Source organism: Allobaculum sp. Allo2, from assembly GCF_022701175.1.
In the GTDB taxonomy this organism is placed as follows: Bacteria; Bacillota_I; Bacilli_A; order Erysipelotrichales; family Erysipelotrichaceae; genus Allobaculum; species Allobaculum fili.
Window position 1 is genome coordinate 738,924 of sequence record NZ_CP078088.1, and the last position, 19,646, is coordinate 758,569.

The following is a 19,646-nucleotide window of genomic DNA, read 5'->3' on the forward strand; positions in this document are numbered from 1 at the left end:
ATGTTCAGGGAAGCATCAGTCCCAGAACCAGAAGGAGAATCTTATCCAGAACGATGCCCAGCAGAATGCCGATGACCAGCGAACTGGCATAGCTGATCAGCAGTTCGTAAAAGATGATGCGCATGAGATGGCGCTTTTCCATCCCCAGAATGGAATACAGACCGTTTTCCTGTGCCCGGTTTTTCATCCAGACGCTGTTGATATATAGAAAGATGAGAACGGTAAAGAACTCAACGACGTGAACGCCCAGATTCAGGGTCGTGAGCATAGTCGTTTCGCCAAACGTTCCACCAAAGACCGAAGAGACGCTGAGGGAAAGCAGCGAGTAAAGCATCATGACCATCAGCGAACTGCCCGCGATGAACGGAACGGTAATCCGGCGGCTTTTCTGAATCGACTGCCACGCCAGAGACCAGTAAAGGAAGCGATGCATCAGGCGTTCTCCCTGGAAGACATCACCGTCAGCGTATTAGTGATCTTCTCGTAAAACTGTTCCCGGCTCTGGGATCCGCGGATCAGCTGATGAAAAATCTTTCCGTCGCGAATGAACAGAATGCGGCTCGCGTAGCTGGCCGCCATGACGGAATGGGTAACCATGACAATGGTCTGGCCCTGCTTGTTGAGCGTTTCAAATAGCTCGAGCAGTTCCTGCGAACTGCGGGAATCCAGGGCGCCCGTCGGTTCATCGGCCAGCATCAGTTCCGGTTCGGTAATCAGCGCTCTGCTGCTGCAGCGCGCTGCTTCTGACCGCCGGATACTTCGTATGGGTACTTTTTCAGCAAAGGCGTCAGGCCAAGCTGTCTGGCCAGCGGCTTGAGATGGGCTTCCATTTCGGAATAACGTGCCTTGTTTAAAACGAGCGGGAGCAGAATGTTGTCCTTGAGGGTAAACGTGTCGAGCAGGGAGTAATCCTGAAACAGGAACCCAAGATGATTGCGTCGAAAAAGACTGAGTTCCCGGGCGGGAATCGAGGAAGCTTCCCGGCCGTTAATTTTGACGGAGCCGCGCGTCGGCTGATCGAGAACCGCCAGAATATTGAGCAGAGTGGATTTGCCCGATCCGCTCTCCCCATGATGGCGACATATTCCCCGGCTTCCACCGAGAAGGTAACATCGCTGAGCGCTTCTACAACGACCGAGGAGAAGCGGGATTTATAAACTTTCTGAAGATTAGCAACTTCCAGTACAGACATGATTTCGTCCTCCTTGCCTTCAAGGATAGAAAAAGAATCCTATTTGTCCTATCGATCCTTCTTACCCTTTCCTTACGGGCATGACACGGAAAACTCATCTAAAAAAGGCAGTGAGAAAATCCCGTGATCGAGACACGATCGGGAAGGGCTATAAAATAAAAAGAATCCGGGAAGTTCACCCATCCGGCAATAGAATTCAGGAGGGGCAACCGTAATTCGCTTTAGATAAAGAGAAAATGAACGGGATCGACGGCACAGGCGATCAAATCCGCTTAAGAACAGCCGCGAGAAACAAAAATCCGACGCGAGGAAAGACGGGTTTGTCTCCTTTGAGGACTTGAAAGATGATGCCGGGCAAAACGGCGGAGAACGGAGTGACAAACCGTTTGGATTTTCCAAACAGAAACGCGGGATCCCCGATTTGGCAGAGAGTGAGTCCAGATTGTCGAAAAGAACTGGATTTGTGACAAAATAGAAGACAGGAATATCGAAAGATTTAGTAGGAGGAACTGAATATGAAAATCGCACTTGCGAACGATCATGCCGCAGTGGCCATGAAAAACGAAATCATGAAGATGCTGGAAGACGAAGGCTGCGAAGTCATCAATCTGGGAACCGATACAAACGACAGCGTTGACTATCCAGACTATGGAGCCAAATGCGCCAGAGCGGTCGTAAACGGGGAAGCCGATCGCGGCATCGTGATGTGCGGTACCGGTGTAGGAATTGAAATCGCCGCAAACAAAGTCCCGGGCATTCGCTGCGGACGCTGCAAGGACGTGACGGACGCCAGACTGATCCGTGAACATAACGACGCCAACATGATGAGCATGGGTGCACGTACAACAGGAATGGAAACCGCAAAAGATATCGTCAACACCTTCATGACCACACCGTTCTCCAACGGAGCCAACCATATCCGCCGCATTCACAAACTGGCTGTACTCGACGGATCGGCAAAGGAATAAAAGAAATAAAGAAAACGAAGATCCGATAAAAGACCCGATAATAAAGAAAAGGAAGCAGAGAAAGGCACGGGTGCACAGCCGGTCTGAGTCTCTTCATCAAAGTCAAAACAGCGCTGTCCGGGCGGAACGAATCCGCTGCAGACAGCGCTTTTCTATTTCTAAAAACGACATCGCTGTTTTCACTGTTTTCCGCCTGCTCAGCCGGAAACGTATCTGGAGCAGAAAAAGAAGAAACGAAGCGATAAGCAGCCGCCTGGAGCCTCTGTGCGCTCGATGAGCCGAAAATCTTATGCTTGCTTTCTTTTCAAAGCGATGATAAGATAACGGAGCACTGTGAAAATATATTTTCCCAGCACTGCATATCCCTTTAAATATCAACGAAAATGCATTAAGTGAAATAAATAAAATATTTCACAAAACATGTTGACAGAGATGTTTGACGATGATATGATAAACAAGCCTTGTGAGAGACATCGAGTTTCTCACAAACAGATGGCTCTTTGAAAACTTTACAGACAGATCAAGAAATTCGAAATACACAACGTCGATTCTTAAAATCACAAAAAGTACTCGAACAATCATTTATTCACGAAACATTAAACGCATAAGCGTTTGAGTCAATATCAAATGGAGAGTTTGATCCTGGCTCAGGATGAACGCTGGCGGCATGCCTAATACATGCAAGTCGAACGGATATCTTCGGATATCAGTGGCGAACGGGTGAGTAACACGTAGATAACCTGCCCATACCCGGGGATACGCTTTGGAAACGAAGTCTAAAACCCCATAGGAAAGAAGAAGGCATCTTCTTCTTTTGAAACAGGCGTTTGCCTGGGGGACGGATGGATCTGCGGTGCATTAGTTAGTTGGCGAGGTAACAGCTCACCAAGACGATGATGCATAGCCGGCCTGAGAGGGCGATCGGCCACACTGGGACTGAGACACGGCCCAGACTCCTGCGGGAGGCAGCAGTAGGGAATTTTCGTCAATGGGCGCAAGCCTGAACGAGCAATGCCGCGTGAGCGAAGAAGGTCTTCGGATCGTAAAACTCTGTTGCGGGGGAAAAAGGAAGGGAAGAGGAAATGCTTTTCTTTTGATGGTACCCCGCCAGAAAGTCACGGCTAACTACGTGCCAGCAGCCGCGGTAATACGTAGGTGGCAAGCGTTATCCGGAATGATTGGGCGTAAAGGGTGCGCAGGCTGCGCGTCAAGTCTGAAGTGAAAGGTACGGGCTTAACCGGTACAGGCTTTGGAAACTGGCACGCTAGAGGACAGGAGAGGGCGGTGGAACTCCATGTGTAGCGGTAAAATGCGTAGATATATGGAAGAACACCAGTTGCGAAGGCGACCGCCTGGACTGTTGCTGACGCTCAGGCACGAAAGCGTGGGGAGCAAATAGGATTAGATACCCTAGTAGTCCACGCCCTAAACGATGAGGAGCAGGTGTCGGAGGGAGGACCCCGGTGCCGAAGCTAACGCAGTGACTCCTCCGCCTGGGGAGTATGCACGCAAGTGTGAAACTCAAAGGAATTGACGGGGGCCCGCACAAGCGGTGGAGTATGTGGTTTAATTCGAAGCAACGCGAAGAACCTTACCAGGCCTTGACATAGGACGCGAAGACTTAGAGATAAGTTGGAGGTTACCGTCCATACAGGTGGTGCATGGTTGTCGTCAGCTCGTGTCGTGAGATGTTCAGTTAAGTCTGGCAACGAGCGCAACCCTCGTGATATGTTGCTACCATTGAGTTGAGAACTCATATCAGACTGCCGGTGACAAACCGGAGGAAGGCGGGGATGACGTCAAATCATCATGCCCCTTATGGCCTGGGCTACACACGTACTACAATGGCGTCTACAAAGGGAAGCGAACCTGTGAAGGGAAGCGAACCCCATAAAAGACGTCCCAGTTCGGATTGAAGTCTGCAACCCGACTTCATGAAGTTGGAATCGCTAGTAATCGCGGATCAGCATGCCGCGGTGAATACGTTCCCGGGCCTTGTACACACCGCCCGTCAAACCATGGAAGCCGGCAACGCCCGAAGCCGACGGCATAACCCTTAAAGGGAGTGAGTCGTCTAAGGCGGGGCCGACGACTGGGGTTAAGTCGTAACAAGGTATCCCTACGGGAACGTGGGGATGGATCACCTCCTTTCTAAGGAGAAAGTACAAGGAAGTCCATTGGTGAAAGCCGATGGCAAAGAGTAATGAGTGAGGATTTGTCTGTGAGGTTTTGGAAGAGCGATCTTCCAGAGAATGGATCTTTGAAAAACGAGCATCAGTAAGAAGACATAACAGAAGGTCTAACGAAAAGTTGAAGAGTAATAAAGATTTAACCGAAAGTTGGAAACAGTTAGTGGAACAGTTCTTACGAAATAGAAAAATCTCGAAACAAGCATAACTAGAACCAAAGTTAGAGAACTAGATCAAGCAAGGAAGGGCGTACGGAGGATGCCTTGCCACTCTTGAATGATGAAGGACGCGTCAGACTGCGAAAAGCCGTGCCGAGCTGTCAGGGAAGCGACGACACACGGATATCCGAATGGGGGAACCCGGCTGGTTTTATAGCCAGTCATCCATGCAAATGGAGAGAAACCCGGTGAACTGAAACATCTAAGTAGCCGGAGGAAAAGAAAACAAAAGTGATTTTCCGAGTAGCGGCGAGCGAAAGGGAAAGAGCCCAAACCATAGCGATATGGGGTTGTAGGACCGCTGGAAATGAAAGACGAGCGAACGGGAACGCGATGGAAAGCGCGGACAGAGAAGGTGAAATCCCTGTACCGGCAAGCGAGTCAAGTAAGGAGCGGAATCCTGAGTACAACGGGACACGTGAAATCCTGTTGGAAGCAGGCGGGACCATCCGCCAAGGCTAAATAAGTAAGAGTGAGCGATAGAGAAGAGTACCGTGAGGGAAAGGTGAAAAGAACCGCGCAAGCGGAGTGAAAGAGAACCTGAAACCGTATGCCTGCAAGAAGTCAGAGCCCGACCAAGGGTGATGGCGTGCCTTTGTAGAATGAACCGGCGAGTTGCTTTTGAATGCAAGGTTAAGCGGGAAAACGCGAAGCCGAAGCGAAAGCGAGTCTTAAGAGGGCGGCAAGTAGTCAGGAGCAGACCCGAAACCGGGTGATCTAGCCATGGGCAGGTTGAAGCAGAGGTGAAACTTTGTGGAGGACCGAACCGACCATCGTTGAAAAGCTGGCGGATGACCTGTGGCTGGCGGAGAAATTCCAATCGAACCCGGAGATAGCTGGTTCTCCCCGAAATAGCTTTAGGGCTAGCGTCAATGTTATGGCTGCGGAGGTAGAGCGCTGAATTCATGATGGCCCCATCCCGGGGTACTGAATGGAATCAAACTTACGAATGCCGCAGCGGGAAGTCGTTGGCAGTCAGAGTGCGGGTGATAAGGTCCGTGCTCAAGAGGGAAACAGCCCAGACCGCCGTTTAAGGCCCCAAAATGACAGCTCAGTGGAAAAGGATGTGGGGACGCACGGACAACTAGGAGGTTGGCTCAGAAGCAGCCATCCTTGAAAGAGTGCGTAACAGCTCACTAGTCGAGTGGCCCTGCGCCGAAAATGTACCGGGGCTAAGCTGTCTGCCGAAAGCGCGGATTAAGTACTGAAGTATTTAGTGGTAGGGGAGCGTTGCATGTTCGTGGAAGCATTACCGTAAGGGGATGTGGAGGACATGGAAGTGAGAATGCCGGTGTGAGTAGCGAGATGCAGGTGAGAATCCTGCACACCGAAAGCCCAAGGATTCCGGGGAAGGTTCGTCCGCCCCGGGTCAGTCGGGACCTAATGCGCAGCCGACAGGCGAAGCAGATGGAAAGCAGGCGAAGATTCCTGCACCTGAGATAAAGGCGATGGAGTGACAAAGACGGGAAGTGTGACCCTCTTAATGGATTGAGGGCGAAGCGCGGCAGTACCGGTCCAGGCAAATCCGGACCGAGAGGTACAGAGCGTTAGAGGTAAGCGAAATCCTTGGAAAGTAGCGAAGCACATGGAGCGGCTTTCAAGAAAAGCTTCTAGCGATACTTTATCTTGGCCCGTACCAAAACCGACACAGGTGGGCGGCAAGAGAATTGTAAGGTGAGCGAGAGAACTGTTGCCAAGGAACTCGGCAAAATGGCCCCGTACGTTCGCAAGAAGGGGCGCTCGAGAGAGCCGCAGTGAAAAGGCCCAAGCGACTGTTTAACTAAAACACAGCTCTATGCAAAGCCGTAAGGCGAAGTATATGGGGTGACACCTGCCCGGTGCTGGAAGGTTAAGGGGATCTGTGAGTCCGCAAGGAGGAAGCAGTGGTCCGAAGCCCCAGTGAACGGCGGCCGTAACTATAACGGTCCTAAGGTAGCGAAATTCCTTGTCAGGTAAGTTCTGACCCGCACGAAAGGTGAAACGATTTGGGCGCTGTCTCGGCAGCAGACTCGGTGAAATCTTAGTACCTGTGAAAATGCAGGTTACCCGCAACTAGACGGAAAGACCCCATGGAGCTTTACTGCAGCCTGGTATTGGGTTTTGGATGATCATGTACAGGATAGGCGGGAGGCGAAGAAAAGAGTACGCCAGTATTCTTGGAGCCGACGTTGGGATACCGCCCTGATGATTTGAAGCCCTAACATAGAGAGAAACTCATAGACAGTGCCAGGCGGGCAGTTTGACTGGGGCGGTCGCCTCCCAAAGAGTAACGGAGGCGCCCAAAGGTGCGTTCAGTCTGGATGGAAACCAGATATAGAGTGTAAATGCATAAGCGCGCCTGACTGCGAGGCCAACAAGCCGAGCAGGGACGAAAGTCGGGATTAGTGATCCGGCGGTGCCGAATGGAAGGGCCGTCGCTCAACGGATAAAAGCTACCCTGGGGATAACAGGCTGATCCCGCCCAAGAGTTCACATCGACGGCGGGGTTTGGCACCTCGATGTCGGCTCATCGCATCCTGGAGCTGGATTCGGTTCCAAGGGTTGGGCTGTCCGCCCATTAAAGCGGTACGCGAGCTGGGTTCAGAACGTCGTGAGACAGTTCGGTCCCTATCTGTTGTGGGCGCAGGAGATCTGAGGGAAGCTGTCCTTAGTACGAGAGGACCGGGATGGACCTGCCAATGGTGCACCGGTTGTTACGCCAGTAGCATAGCCGGGCAGCCAAGCAGGGATCGGATAAGCGCTGAAAGCATCTAAGCGCGAAGCCGAGCCCAAGATAAGATCTGCGGTATATAAGACCCCTTGAAGACGACAAGGCGATAGGCTGGAGATGGAAGCGAAGCGATTCGCGGAGTTGGCCAGTACTAATCGGTCGAAAGCTTAATCTAAGATTCGAGAAAGCTATACGCAAGAAGCCACTACGAAACCAACGATCGCGTTAGATCGTTATGTTAGAAGACTGATGTTTGTTTTTGGAAGATCCATTCAGAAAATCTAAGTATGGTGACGATAGCCTGCAGGATACACCCAGAAACATATCGAACCTGGCCAGTTAAGCTGCAGAACGCCGACAATAGCCGCAAGGCAAAGATAGGAAGCTGCCAGACAAAATGAAATCCCCGAAAGATAAAGGAGAAATCCGATATCGTTCGGGGATTTTTCTGTTTTCGGGGCCGTATGCGTTTCAAATTGAAATCGACGGTTTGAAAAAGGAGCAGCGAGAATTGACGGGAAGCGGATCAAAAGGCAAGAACGTCTTCTTTGTGGAAGAAATCCAGAAGGCCCGGAAGCGGGGATGGATGCGCGTTTGAGGCAAAGCGGTTCGTTGTGTCCCGGAAAGGGAACTGCTATTCTGAATTTCAGGGGATATGAAAAACGGAGGAATCTATGGATTCTCTCCATCCCCAAAAAGGAAAATACGAAATGGATAATTTTATTTATAATCTGCCGACCAAAGTATATTTTGGTCCCGATCAGCTCCAGCATCTTGGCGAGGAGGCTGCAAAGTACGGCAAGAACGTACTGTTCTGTTATGGAGGCGGTTCGATCAAGAAGAACGGTCTGTATGACAAAGCCATGGCTTCCCTGAACGAAGCGGGTCTTCACGTAACCGAACTCAGCGGGATTGAGCCAAACCCGAAAATTGAGTCCGTGTACAAAGGGGCTGAATTATGCAAGGAAAACCACATCGACTGCGTCGTTGCGGTCGGGGGCGGATCAGTCATTGACTGCGCCAAAATTATCGCGGCTGCCGCCTGTGTGGATTTTGATCCCTGGGAATTTTTCTCGAAGAAAACTCCAATTGAAAAAGCACTTCCGGTAATTGATGTGCTCACTCTGGCAGCCACCGGAACGGAAATGGATGACTGCGCCGTGATTTCCAACCCTGAAACGGTGGATAAAATGGGTGCGGCGTCTCCGGCTCTGATCCCGAAGGTTTCCTTCATGGATCCAGCCGTTACCTTCTCTGTTCCGGCCTATCAGACGGCAGCGGGCAGTGCAGATATTCTGAACCATATTATGGAAGACTATTTCGCACCGCGTCCGAATCTCTTCATGCTGGACCGGTTCATGGAAGGACTGATGCAGACGGTGATCCGCTACGCACCGATCGCTATGGAAGATCCCGAAAACTACGAAGCCAGAGCCAATCTGATGTGGGCGTCTTCGTGGGCCATTAACGGCTTCAACCGCGGTGCCAATCCGAAAGTCTGGTCGATGCATCCCATTGAACATCAGCTGACAGCCAACTACGGCATTACCCACGGTCATGGTCTGGCCATCGTCACCCCGCGCTATCTGCAGTACGTTCGAAATGAAAAGACCATGCCGCGTCTGGTGGAGTTTGGCGTTCGGGTATGGGGCATTGATCCAGCGCTGAGCGATGACGAAATTGTGGATCAGGCGATCGCGAAAACAGAAAACTTCCTGTTTGATCAGCTGAAGCTGACCGACAATCTGAAGGGGTTTGGCGTCAGTGAAGACCGCTTTGATGCCATGGCAGAGAAAGCCTGCAAGAAGGGGATTATCCATGGATTTTTCGATCTGGGCAAAGAAGACATCAAGGCCATTTATCAGGCCTGCATGGAACCGCATGCCTGAAGCTGCGTAAACCATCGGATCATTCAAACCGGGATTAACGCTATCCCGTAAATAAAAATCACTGTATAAGACGTGTTAAAACTATCCATCAGTTCTGTAAGAATTGGCGATGGGGAGCTTTTATTGTGCGGGCAAAATTTCATTGACACTGTTTCTTTTTCTGACGGAGAGCAGACGGAAGGTAAAGAAAACAAACCATAGCTCAGAAAAACTGATTTGGAAGGCGGAGAGTTTCAAAAACAGGCTTAATTCAAACGCTTACATCCCCTATACTGTTATCAAGGCAAATCTGTCTTCTCATTCGGGCGAAATTTCGGAAGACGGAGGTAGCCATACGTTTTTATGAGAAAAATGACAAACGGAAAGGAAATTCTATGAGTAAAAAGTTTTTAAACGCTGCTCAGCATCCCTTCTTGCGGCTGCTATGTCTGCGGGCTTGATTACTCCTGCCCTTGCGGCAGATCCTCAGACTCCGGAAGAACCTTCACAGGGAAACTCTGAAGCAGCAAGCCTTCCGAAAAATGAGATCTTTTTGATGAACCGGCAAGCCAGGGCAATCTTCCTGGGGAGCAGGTGCATGGGCAGGAAGCTATGAGGGTGCGAACCGCTGGCAGCAGCGGATTCTGCCAATCGGCAACTCCCTGATGGGCGGCAGCGTCTATGGCGAATACGATTGCGAGCGCATTGTGCTCAACCAGAAAACTGTATGGAACGGCGGACCTTCCAGCACACGTCCAGACTACAACGGCGGCAATATCGCTTCCGTAGACGGAACCTCGATGTCAGAGATTTATAAGGAAGCGGTAGAAAAGTTTAAAACCAATGCAAGTGATCGCGACGCCTGGGCTAACAAGCTGGTTGGTTCTTCCAATGGATATGGTTCCTATCAGCGCCTTGGCGATATTTATATTAATATGGACCGCGATTACCTCAGCGAAGAATGGGAAGAGTACTGGAGACAGTACTGGGCGACCGGTACAGAGAAAATTGACGACCGCAACACATCCATTACCTATACAGGATGGAATGACTGGGCCAAAGGCGAATCCTGGTATGAGGGCACGGAAAAATATACGGAAACGGTAGGGGCCACGCTGGAAATGAAGTTTACCGGTGTTGCCATTCGAATGATCGGCTGCTCTAACAACACCATGGGCTACATGGATGTTTCCATTGACGGTAAAACAGTTGCTGAAAATGTCGACCTGAAAGCCATTGGCGGCGGAGACGGGCAGACTCTCTTCTCGATTGCGGATCTTGAAGAAGGCGAACACACGATTAAGATCGTCAATAAAGAACCTCTTTCCGGCACCGCAAAGAAGATTTCCTACGACTATTTTGAAGTGAAATCTTCGAGCGCCTCTTCAACACAGACACAGGAACTCGATCTCAATCCAGGCAACGCTTCCGAAACCGGTATTCAATATACTGGCGGCTGGGGTACCTGGGATCGTACAAAGGATACGGGAAACGGTGTTGGCTGGCTGAACAAAGATGAGATGTTCATCGAAAACAGTTCTGGCGCATCCATTGAATACACCTTTACTGGAACTGGTATTGCCCTGTACGGCGGTAAACACAGTGCAGACAATATGGGTTCTTTTACGTGGAAAATTGATGACGGCGAAGCGAATACGGTGAACACGAAAAAGACTCTGGAAATATTGAAATTGTTGAACTCTTCTCTGACCAGAATCTGACGAATGGCGAGCATACCGTAACGATTACCGGCGTGTCCGGAAAACTGTCTTTGGACCGTCTGGTTGTCACAAGTGTGGCAACAGGCGAAGACACTGGACCGCAGAAACCTTCCACAGAACCGGAAACCCATACGGAAGCGACGAACTATCGGCGCTGGCTGAATATCGATGATTCGATCGCCGGTGTGGAATACGATCGTGACGAAACACATTACACGCGTGAATACCTTGCTTCTCATCCGGACAACGTGATCGCAATCAAGATGACTGCCTCAGGCGCGAAAAACTCGATTTCGACTATTCTCTGCCTTTCTCGGCTACCGAGGATAACAATTACGGAAAAACAGAAACCGTTACGGGAACAATCTCGGCAGACGGCAAGACAGGCAACCTGATTACCACGGGTGAAATGTGCGATAACCAGATGAAACTGGCCGCTTCTTCCCGCGTGATCGTGAACGCCGGAACGGTAACCTATAACGAAGATCATGAGCGGCTGGAAATTCGCGGCGCAACGGAAGCAGTGATTTATGTCAGTGCGGCAACCGACTACGAAGATAATTATCCAACCTATCGAACCCGTGAAACGGATGAGCAGGTTCTGGCCCGTGCCCAGCGCGATGTCGATGGAGCAACGGCCAAAGGCTATGACAAAGTCAAAGCGGATCACGAAGCCGACTATAAGAACATTTACGATCGCGTAAAACTGAATCTTGGTCAGACCAAACCGGATCTTGCCAACGACGACCTGCTCGCAGCGTATAACGCCAGCAACTCCACTCTGACCGAAAGCGAAAAACGGTACTGCGAACAGCTGCTGTTCCAGTACGGCCGCTATTTGCAGATTTCTTCTTCCCGTGAAAACGCCGAAGGACGAGACGATCAGGACCTGCCGGCAAACCTGCAGGGTGTATGGAGCATTTATGACGGAGCAGTGGGCAATGTTCCATGGGGCGCTGACTACCATATGAACGTTAACATGCAGATGAACTACTGGCCGACCTATTCTGCAAACATGGCAGAGTGCGCGATTCCGATGATCGATTATGAAGACGGTCTGCGTGAACCAGGACGCGTTACCGCATCGACTTATTTTGGTATCGATAACTCGGACGGCAAGCAGAACGGCTACACCGCCCATACACAGAACACGCCGTTTGGCTGGACTTGCCCAGGCTGGGCCTTCAGCTGGGGCTGGTCGCCGGCAGCTGTACCCTGGATGCTTCAGAACGTATATGAATACTATGAATACGGACAGGACGTTGACTATCTGAAGGAAAAGATTTTCCCAATGATGGATGAACAGGCGAAACTGTACGAACAGATTCTTACCGAAATCACTTATGATAACGGCAAGACCCGCCTGGCCACTGCGCCATCCTATTCTGCTGAACACGGACCGTACACAGCAGGCAACGTTTACGAAAATACACTGTACTGGCAGCTGTTTAACGACTGCTGCGAAGCCGCTGAAGCGATTAACGCCAAATATCCCAACACAGTAAGCGCAGAGCGCATTGCCAAGTGGCAGGATATTATGGAAAAACTGGATCCGATCGAAGTCGGAGCCAGCGGACAGATTAAAGAATGGTATAACGAAACGACGCTCGGTTCTCTGGGAGAACGCGGACACCGGCATATGTCCCATCTGCTTGGATTGTTCCCAGGCGATCTGATCAACAGCGATAATCCGACCTATCTCGAGGCCGCAAAAGTATCTCTGCGTGACCGCGGCGATAACGCGACCGGCTGGGGCATGGGTCAGCGCCTGAACGCATGGGCTCGTGTTAAAGACGGCAACCATGCAATGACTCTGATCAAGAGTCTGTTCAAAAACGGCATGTATGTGAACTTCTGGGATGCTCACGCGCCGTTCCAGATTGACGGAAACTTCGGCTATACCTCTGGTATCGTTGAAATGTTAATGCAGTCCAATGCGAGCACGATCGAACTGCTCCCTGCCATTCCTGACGAATGGGCAGACGGCTCGGTAGACGGAATTGTCGCCCGCGGCAATTTCGAACTCGATCTCGACTGGGAAGACGGTGAACTTACCGATGTTGAAGTTCTTTCCAAGAGCGGAAATGTCTGCAAGCTCAACAACCCGGCGATCAGACCGGAAACCGTAGCCGTAGTCGACTCTGAAGGAAACAATGTGGAGGTTACAGCGGTTGAAGGCAAAGATCACGCCATTCAGTTCGATACCGAAGCCAATGAAACCTACACCCTGACCGTAAAAGAAGTGGAAGCCTCCAGCGTTTCGATGAGCGCAACTGCTGAAACCATAACGGCCGGCACGCCAGTTACGTTCACTCTGAATGCGACACCAGAAGGCGCCGCCATTAAGAGTGCGACCTGGAGTGCTGTCGATGCACAGAATGCAGCCGTTGCAGGCGTAACCGTTACACCGGCAGCCAACGGCGCATCCGCATCCGTAAGCGTAGATGCATCGGTAGCCAACGGCACCGTCATCACCGTTAAAGCAGCGAATGTAAATGGAAATGCATCCCTTACTGCCAGCAAGACCATTACCGTTCTGGCAGCCGATGCCAAGACGATCATCGAACTGGGCAAACACAAATTTGTCACAACACTCCCGTCCACAGGCGAACTGGAAACACAGGATGGCGAACAGGTTCTCACAGGCTCTATGGACCTGAACGATCCAGAACGCAAAGTGACAAACGCCTTGACCAGCGGCGGCAGCTACACCGTCAGCGCCCGTCTGTATGTTCCAGATGATGTATACGATAAATCCGCAGGCGTATCGGATGATGGAAAATACAACTCCATCGTATCGATTGGCGATGACGCGTTCGCGATGCGTTTCTATACGTATCTGAACAATGACACCACCTTCTTCCAGGCTTACGTGAAAACGGATTCCGGCTGGAAGACTGCGGGAAGTGAAGACCAGCTTCCAACGGACTTCTTCAATGCCTGGCATGAAGTAAGTGCTGTCTATAACAGCGAAGATCACACCATCACGACCGTGATCGACGGCAGACAGATCGCTCAGGTTGACGCACCCGGCACTCTGTCCAGTTCAGACAAAGCTGTTGAAATTGGCCATATGTCCGATAAACCGGATCGTAAGAACGATCTGAAGTTCTCCAACATCAAGATCGTGAACAAAGCCCTGACGCCAGCAGAAATCCAGGCTGCTGCCGATGGTACAAGTACGCTTGAAGAAGAAAACGTACTGCTCTGGCTCGACTTTGCAGGACCAGCCGATGAAGCGCGCACCGCTCTCAATGCGGATCTGACCGAAGCCAATAAGCTCGTCGAAACGGATTACACCCCGGCAAGCTGGGAAGCCTTTGCGGATGCCAAAGAAAAAGCCGCTTCCATGAACAGCATTTATGCGACAGCGAAAAACCTGATGGATGCCAAAGCGGAACTGAAAGCCGCAAAAGACGCACTGGTACCAGCTGCCGCAGCTACCGTGGATACCACCCAGCTGAAGACCGCCAAAGATAAAGGCGCCCAGCTGAATCTGGCTGATTTCCACATGACCGAAGCCGAAAAGACCGCGTTCAACGCTCTGCTTGGCGAAGCACAGGCTCTCATCACGACGCCGACCACGCAGGAAGCAGTCAATGCGAAAGCCAAAGCGGTAAACGATGCGATTCTCGCTCTGCGCAAAACACCGAAAGCGTCCGCGCTTGGCGCTTTGAAAGGTGAATAGGCAGCCGGAATAAGCAAGCAGCCGGAATAAGCAAAAGGAAAGGAGAGTCGGGAACGATCGTAGGGATCGTTTGAAGGAATAAAGGGTATTCGAAGGAATAAAGGATAAATGGAAGAGGAAAAGAGAGTTATCTAAAATACGCCTCTTTTCCGTTCCTTCCTTCCGCTTCGTTCGCTCATGCCAATCCCTCTCTCCAAAACTGCTCGATTTCAATAAGGCTTTAAAAGAAAAACGAAGGGACTGTCGATCCCGCTGATGATTCGTATCAGCAGGACGACAGTCCCTTTGCGTAATCACAGGAAGTCACAGCGGTTCTGGAAAGCCGTGCACAGCCTTCTCTGGCTAAATTCATTTTTGCGGACTGCCTGAATGGTTTTCGCTAATCAAAATGCTCGGTTTTGATTAGCGAAAACGTTTGGAGTGCTTTTCACGAATGAAAATAACGAAATCGGATGAGCGAATAGCAAAATTTTTCTATTCATGCATGAACCAGGGATTTTTGGATGAAGGGATCAACGAAGAATGTACACCGCTTTAAACGTTCTGCCGCTTAGTGGCTGTCTGAATTGATGGCATGCAGGTAAAAGCGCGCGAAAAGAAAACTGTTTTTCGTGATCTTTTACTCTTTTTGGAGAGAACACTTCAAAAAGGTGGAATCGGAAGCTGAGACTAAGGATTATTGTGAGCGAGAAAGGTGCATGTTTCCGGACTGCACTGGAGGAGTCACTCTGTGGCTCTTTTTATAGCCTGCCTATAAATGAATTTTTGTCCTTCTCCTTTTCTCACTCTGGCTTTTTCTCACTCTGGCTTTTATTCTGGCGATAAAAATCTGAAAACTGTATCGCTTCAAATCCTGTTCGATTTATCGAAAAGGACAGAAATAGAATCCTCCTCGGGTTCTTTTACAAAGATGGAGTCAGGAAAAGTCGGGTATGAACCGGGCTTTTCTGCACGCATTTGTCAGAATTGATATAAAGAAAGGTCAGTCGGCTGTACGAATGAATCGGTTCTTTCCGATCTTTTGTGTCTGTATACGTTTTTCGCTGCCTTTTGAAAAACGGTCTTTATTATTCTTCTACGGGGAACTGGATCCCAATGGACAGCAGCCGGCTGGAATACAGTTATGTCAAAAACTCCAATTACTACCGATGTTCGAAGCGGCGCGTCGACTTTAAATGAACTGCCAGAAATACTCAGAAAATACGGAACGAAAGTCCTTCTGGTTCACGGCCATCGGCCTGTGGAAGACGGCCTGCTGCAGACCGTACGTCTCCTTTTGAATGAAGCGGGATTCCCTCATGCCAATATGGGACAGATCCTGCCGAATCCTAAGTACGATTCCGTAGTACGCGGTGTTGAAATTGCCCGTAAGGAAAAGTGCGACATTATTCTTTCGCTTGGCGGCGGATCGACTTTGCAGTGTGCAAAAGGCATCGCCGGCGGGCTGGGCGTCAAAGGCGATCTCAAGGACCTCTGGAATGGAAAAAGAAACTGAAGAAAGCAGCGGTGATCGGTGCGGTTCTGACCGATCCAGCTTCCGGCAGTGAATTAGGCCAGAAGTGCACGCTCGTTCGCGGCGGAAAGCGGCATACGATGGTTTCTCCATTTTTCAAGAGTACTTTTGCGATTCTGGATCCTTGTGAGTCGCAGTATCCGTTTTATCCGACGATGAACCAGATTTTTATCCTGTACGCCCGCCTCTTTTTCGCCAGTCTGGTGTTAAAAGATGAACAGAAAACGCAGGCTCTGGAACTGCTGAAAAACTGGTCGATACCGCAGCTGCGCTTTCGCGCAATATTGGCGATATTGAGGCAAGAACCCAGCTGTTCAGTATCGGCTGCCATGCCCATAAAGATCTGAAGCTTCCGGAAAACCCCGTGGAGCCGATTGGCGAAAAATCGCTTTTAATGACTCTCTTCCAAACGGCACCGGACAGTCCGTTCTCTTCTTCGCATGGCTGAATACGCTTGAGGATGCCGACAAGAACGAAGTCATTCATATCGCAAACACGCTCGCCCAGCATACGGGCAGTGATACGCAGGTGACGACATTTGAAGACGCACTCGCTTCTCTGAAAGCCGGCCTGGAGCCGACCAAAATTCCGCTGACGTTAAAAGAGAGCGGCCTGAAAGTACACAGGAAGAAACTGCTCGCTCTGGCGGAAAACAAGGAACAGAAAGCCATTCTGAAACAGGCGATCGAACTGGATGCCAGATAGTCGGCAAGAGTCGACGGCTGATTTGAGTCCAGTTTGAAAGAAATAGCGAAAAGACGCAGTGTTAAGGATTTACAGTCCTTGCACTGCGTCTTTTCGTCTGGAAAAATCAGGAAGCAAAACGGATTGGGCTTCCGACCATTGGAACCCAGATCGACTGCCGCAGTCCAGAAAAAGAATGCGTTTTCGCATCGGACCGCAATCTGTTTTAATGGAACAATTGCGCCATTCAGAACTCTGGCGTGCGGCTGGACTTTTTTCAAACGAATCGTTTCAGGAAAAGAAATTCGGCTCTTTCTGGCCGGAGAATTGCTTGCGGGAGAATGCGGATGCTGTGGGGATCTTGCACCTTTCAAAGTAAACAATCCCGGAAAAAGCAAACTTTTCTGACCAGATTCGACTAGCTTTAAAATTCGTTACCGCATTAAATTGACAAAGATAACATTCATCAAACACAGGTTGACGAAAATGTCTACGGACGGAAGTATAGATTCGAATGGAAAGGGATTACATATCTGCCGAAAATATATTTGATTAGGAATGCCTTTTCAAAGAGAGTGAAAGAAAGGAAAAACACATGAACTACAGACACACTGTGAAACGCTGCCTGTCCGCTGTGCTGGCAGGCGCTATGGCCTGCTTCGGCGTACAGGTCGCACGGCTCCAGACTGTTTTTGCTCAGGAGAACAGTTCTGACTACAGTCAGCCCCTGACTGATTTCAAAGACGTGCTGGACATCCATGCCAATCCGACCGAAGTGATTTATGGCTCTTACAGCACCAACTGGTTTAACAACTTTTCGGACCAGGGGGCATGGAACGGCTACTATCTCCCCAACAAAGAAGCCACCCAGACCCACGGAGGATTTGCCGGACCGGTCATTGTTGCCGAAGAGTATCCGGTCAATCTGTCCGACTCGATCAACAAGATCGATCTTGCTCTTGTCGATCAGAACAATACCGTGACGAATATTGATCTGAGCAAGATTCAGCCAGAAACCGCCTATTATCCAGGGCGTCTGGAACAGGTTTACAAAATCAGTGAAGATCTTTCCCTCGTTCGGAATCTGATTTTTGCGAACAACCGAACCGCACTGATCAAAGCGGAAATCCAGAACCATTCGGAAAACGATCTGAAACTGAAACTGTCCTGGGATGGTCACATTTTCTCCTGGTGGCAGTATGCGAATAACCCCAACTGCAAGACAGGTGCAACCCTCTCTGCTGAGAAAGACGGCGTCAAAGTGAACTTCCAGGATATTCGAAGCACCTGGAACTACATGACGACCAGCGAAAACTCCTTCGACATTGTTCTCGACCAGAAGGATCTCGATGTTACCGTTTCTGACGATCAGCTTTCCTACACCATTACAAAGGAAGAACCGGTTACTATTCCTGCCGGCCAGTCCTACACAGTTAACCAGACACAGTCCTGGACATTTACCGATGAAGAAAGAACCGAACAGAAAGCGCAGAGTCATACGTTCCTTTCCAATCCGGACGCTGCCTTCGAAGCCAACACGGATCGCTGGCAGGGCTATGTCGATACCATCTTCAAAAACGGAAACAATGCAACAACCCCTACAAGCGCGCAGCTGTAAAATGCATTGAAACGCTGACTACCAACTGATTCTCCGCTGCCGGTGCTCTGAAGCATGACGGCGTTGTACCGTCCATGTCCTATAAATGGTTCGTTGGCATGTGGGCGTGGGATTCCTGGAAACAGGTTGTATCGACCGCTGTCTTTGATAAGGACCTTGCGGAAAACAACGTCAGAGCCCTCTTTGACTACCAGATCCAGGACGATGATAAAGTCCGTCCGCAGGATGCCGGCGCCATCATCGACTGCATTTTCTATAACCAGAACGAAGACCGCGGAGGAGACGGCGGCAACTGGAACGAACGCAACTCCAAGCTGCCTCTGGCTGCATGGGCCGTTGCAAACGTCTACCGTCAGACAGGCGACAAGGAATTCCTCAAGGAAATGTATCCGAAGCTGAAAGCCTATCACAACTGGTGGTACACCAACCGTGACATTGATAAGAACGGTGTTGCCGAATACGGCGGCATGGTTCATGAAGTCTGCTACGACTGGGCCGGCTACGGCTACCCGGTAGGAACCGTTATTGAAGGCGTTGGAACTGTCGGCGAAGACGGACAGGTTCTCGACAAGAACGGCGAAAGAGTCGTCTGCCCCGAAGCGGTTCTTGAAGCGGCTGCATGGGAAAGCGGAATGGACAACGCAACCCGTTTTGATATTGAAGGAAACGGCAAGGACGATATCGGTATTCAGGTTTACACCGTTCGCAACGATGAAGGCGATCAGATCGGCTACACGATCAACCAGGAATCCGTTGACCTGAACGCTTACCTGTACGCAGAAAAAGGCTTCCTTGCGGAAATCGCTGATGAAATCGGCTATACGCAGGATGCGGAAGTTTACGAAAAAGAAGCCAGAGAACTTGGCGATTACATCAATACCAAAATGTATGATGCAGAAACCGGATTCTATTACGATCTGCAGACTAACGAAGACGGCTCCGTTAAGAAGCTGCTTGTAAACCGCGGCAAAGGAACCGAAGGCTGGATTCCTCTCTGGGCCAAACTGGCACCGGCCGACAAAGCCGCGCACGTTGTCGAAAATATGATGGATCCAGGAAAATTCAATACGAATGTTCCGTTCCCGACGGCTTCCAAGGACAACGACAAATATGCACCGTCCAGATACTGGAGAGGACCGGTCTGGATGGACCAGGCATTATTCGGCGTCGAAGCTCTGCAGAACTACGGCTACGAAAGTGAAGCCAGTCAGATGACCCGCAAGCTGTTTGAAAACGTAGAAGGTCTGCTTTCCGATGGCGCCATCCGCGAAAACTAC

Annotated in this window: 9 protein-coding genes, 2 rRNA genes and 3 pseudogenes; 12 read left to right on the forward strand and 2 right to left on the reverse strand. The window is 50.3% G+C overall.

Going from position 1 to position 19,646, the window contains the following annotated elements; translation table 11 throughout:
- Positions 1-4: 4 nt before the first annotated feature.
- Positions 5-433, reverse strand: a complete 429-nt coding sequence (locus KWG61_RS04360; protein WP_242745054.1) for an FtsX-like permease family protein — start codon at positions 431-433, stop codon at positions 5-7.
- A pseudogene (locus tag KWG61_RS04365) lies at positions 433-1,192 on the reverse strand (ABC transporter ATP-binding protein). Before KWG61_RS04365 ends, KWG61_RS04360 begins: the two are co-directional and overlap by 1 nt.
- A 515-nt stretch (positions 1,193-1,707) precedes the next feature.
- On the opposite strand from KWG61_RS04365, the gene rpiB reads away from it, so the two are divergent.
- The 12 genes and pseudogenes from rpiB to KWG61_RS04425 form a co-directional block, all read left to right on the forward strand.
- The gene (gene rpiB / locus KWG61_RS04370; RefSeq protein WP_230268297.1) at positions 1,708-2,160 is read left to right on the forward strand and encodes a ribose 5-phosphate isomerase B; all 453 of its coding nucleotides are present in this window, start codon (positions 1,708-1,710) and stop codon (positions 2,158-2,160) included.
- A 624-nt stretch (positions 2,161-2,784) separates the two neighbouring features.
- Positions 2,785-4,311: ribosomal RNA gene (locus KWG61_RS04375) — 16S ribosomal RNA — on the forward strand.
- A 269-nt stretch (positions 4,312-4,580) separates the two neighbouring features.
- Positions 4,581-7,452 (forward strand): 23S ribosomal RNA (locus KWG61_RS04380).
- The 16S and 23S rRNA genes sit together here, the layout of an rRNA operon.
- A gap of 535 nt (positions 7,453-7,987) precedes the next feature.
- On the forward strand, positions 7,988-9,166 hold the full coding sequence (locus KWG61_RS04385; RefSeq protein WP_230268231.1) for an iron-containing alcohol dehydrogenase: 1,179 nt from the start codon (positions 7,988-7,990) through the stop codon (positions 9,164-9,166).
- Between the two features lie 611 nt (positions 9,167-9,777).
- A pseudogene (locus KWG61_RS04390) lies at positions 9,778-10,866 on the forward strand (glycoside hydrolase N-terminal domain-containing protein); the annotation flags it as partial.
- Between the two features lie 32 nt (positions 10,867-10,898).
- A complete protein-coding gene (locus tag KWG61_RS04395) occupies positions 10,899-11,261 on the forward strand; it encodes a glycoside hydrolase N-terminal domain-containing protein (RefSeq protein WP_242745056.1) in 363 nt (120 codons plus the stop codon).
- 14 nt (positions 11,262-11,275) lie between these two features.
- Positions 11,276-14,554: a glycoside hydrolase family 95-like protein gene (locus tag KWG61_RS04400; RefSeq protein ID WP_367614262.1), complete on the forward strand. Its 3,279-nt coding sequence runs from the start codon at positions 11,276-11,278 to the stop codon at positions 14,552-14,554.
- A gap of 1,123 nt (positions 14,555-15,677) precedes the next feature.
- Complete coding sequence (locus KWG61_RS04405; RefSeq protein ID WP_242745057.1) at positions 15,678-16,049, forward strand: iron-containing alcohol dehydrogenase; 372 nt, start codon at positions 15,678-15,680, stop codon at positions 16,047-16,049.
- An 11-nt stretch (positions 16,050-16,060) separates the two neighbouring features.
- Positions 16,061-16,414, forward strand: coding sequence for a hypothetical protein (locus tag KWG61_RS04410; protein WP_242745058.1), 354 nt, complete (start codon positions 16,061-16,063; stop codon positions 16,412-16,414).
- Positions 16,415-16,595: 181 nt separating this feature from the next.
- Positions 16,596-16,772 carry a hypothetical protein gene (locus tag KWG61_RS04415; RefSeq protein WP_242745059.1) on the forward strand — a complete coding sequence of 59 codons (177 nt, stop codon included), beginning with the start codon at positions 16,596-16,598 and terminating at the stop codon, positions 16,770-16,772.
- Between the two features lie 574 nt (positions 16,773-17,346).
- The gene (locus KWG61_RS04420) at positions 17,347-18,369 is read left to right on the forward strand and encodes a hypothetical protein (RefSeq protein WP_242745060.1); all 1,023 of its coding nucleotides are present in this window, start codon (positions 17,347-17,349) and stop codon (positions 18,367-18,369) included.
- Between the two features lie 98 nt (positions 18,370-18,467).
- Positions 18,468-19,646: pseudogene (locus tag KWG61_RS04425) on the forward strand (trehalase family glycosidase); the annotation flags it as partial.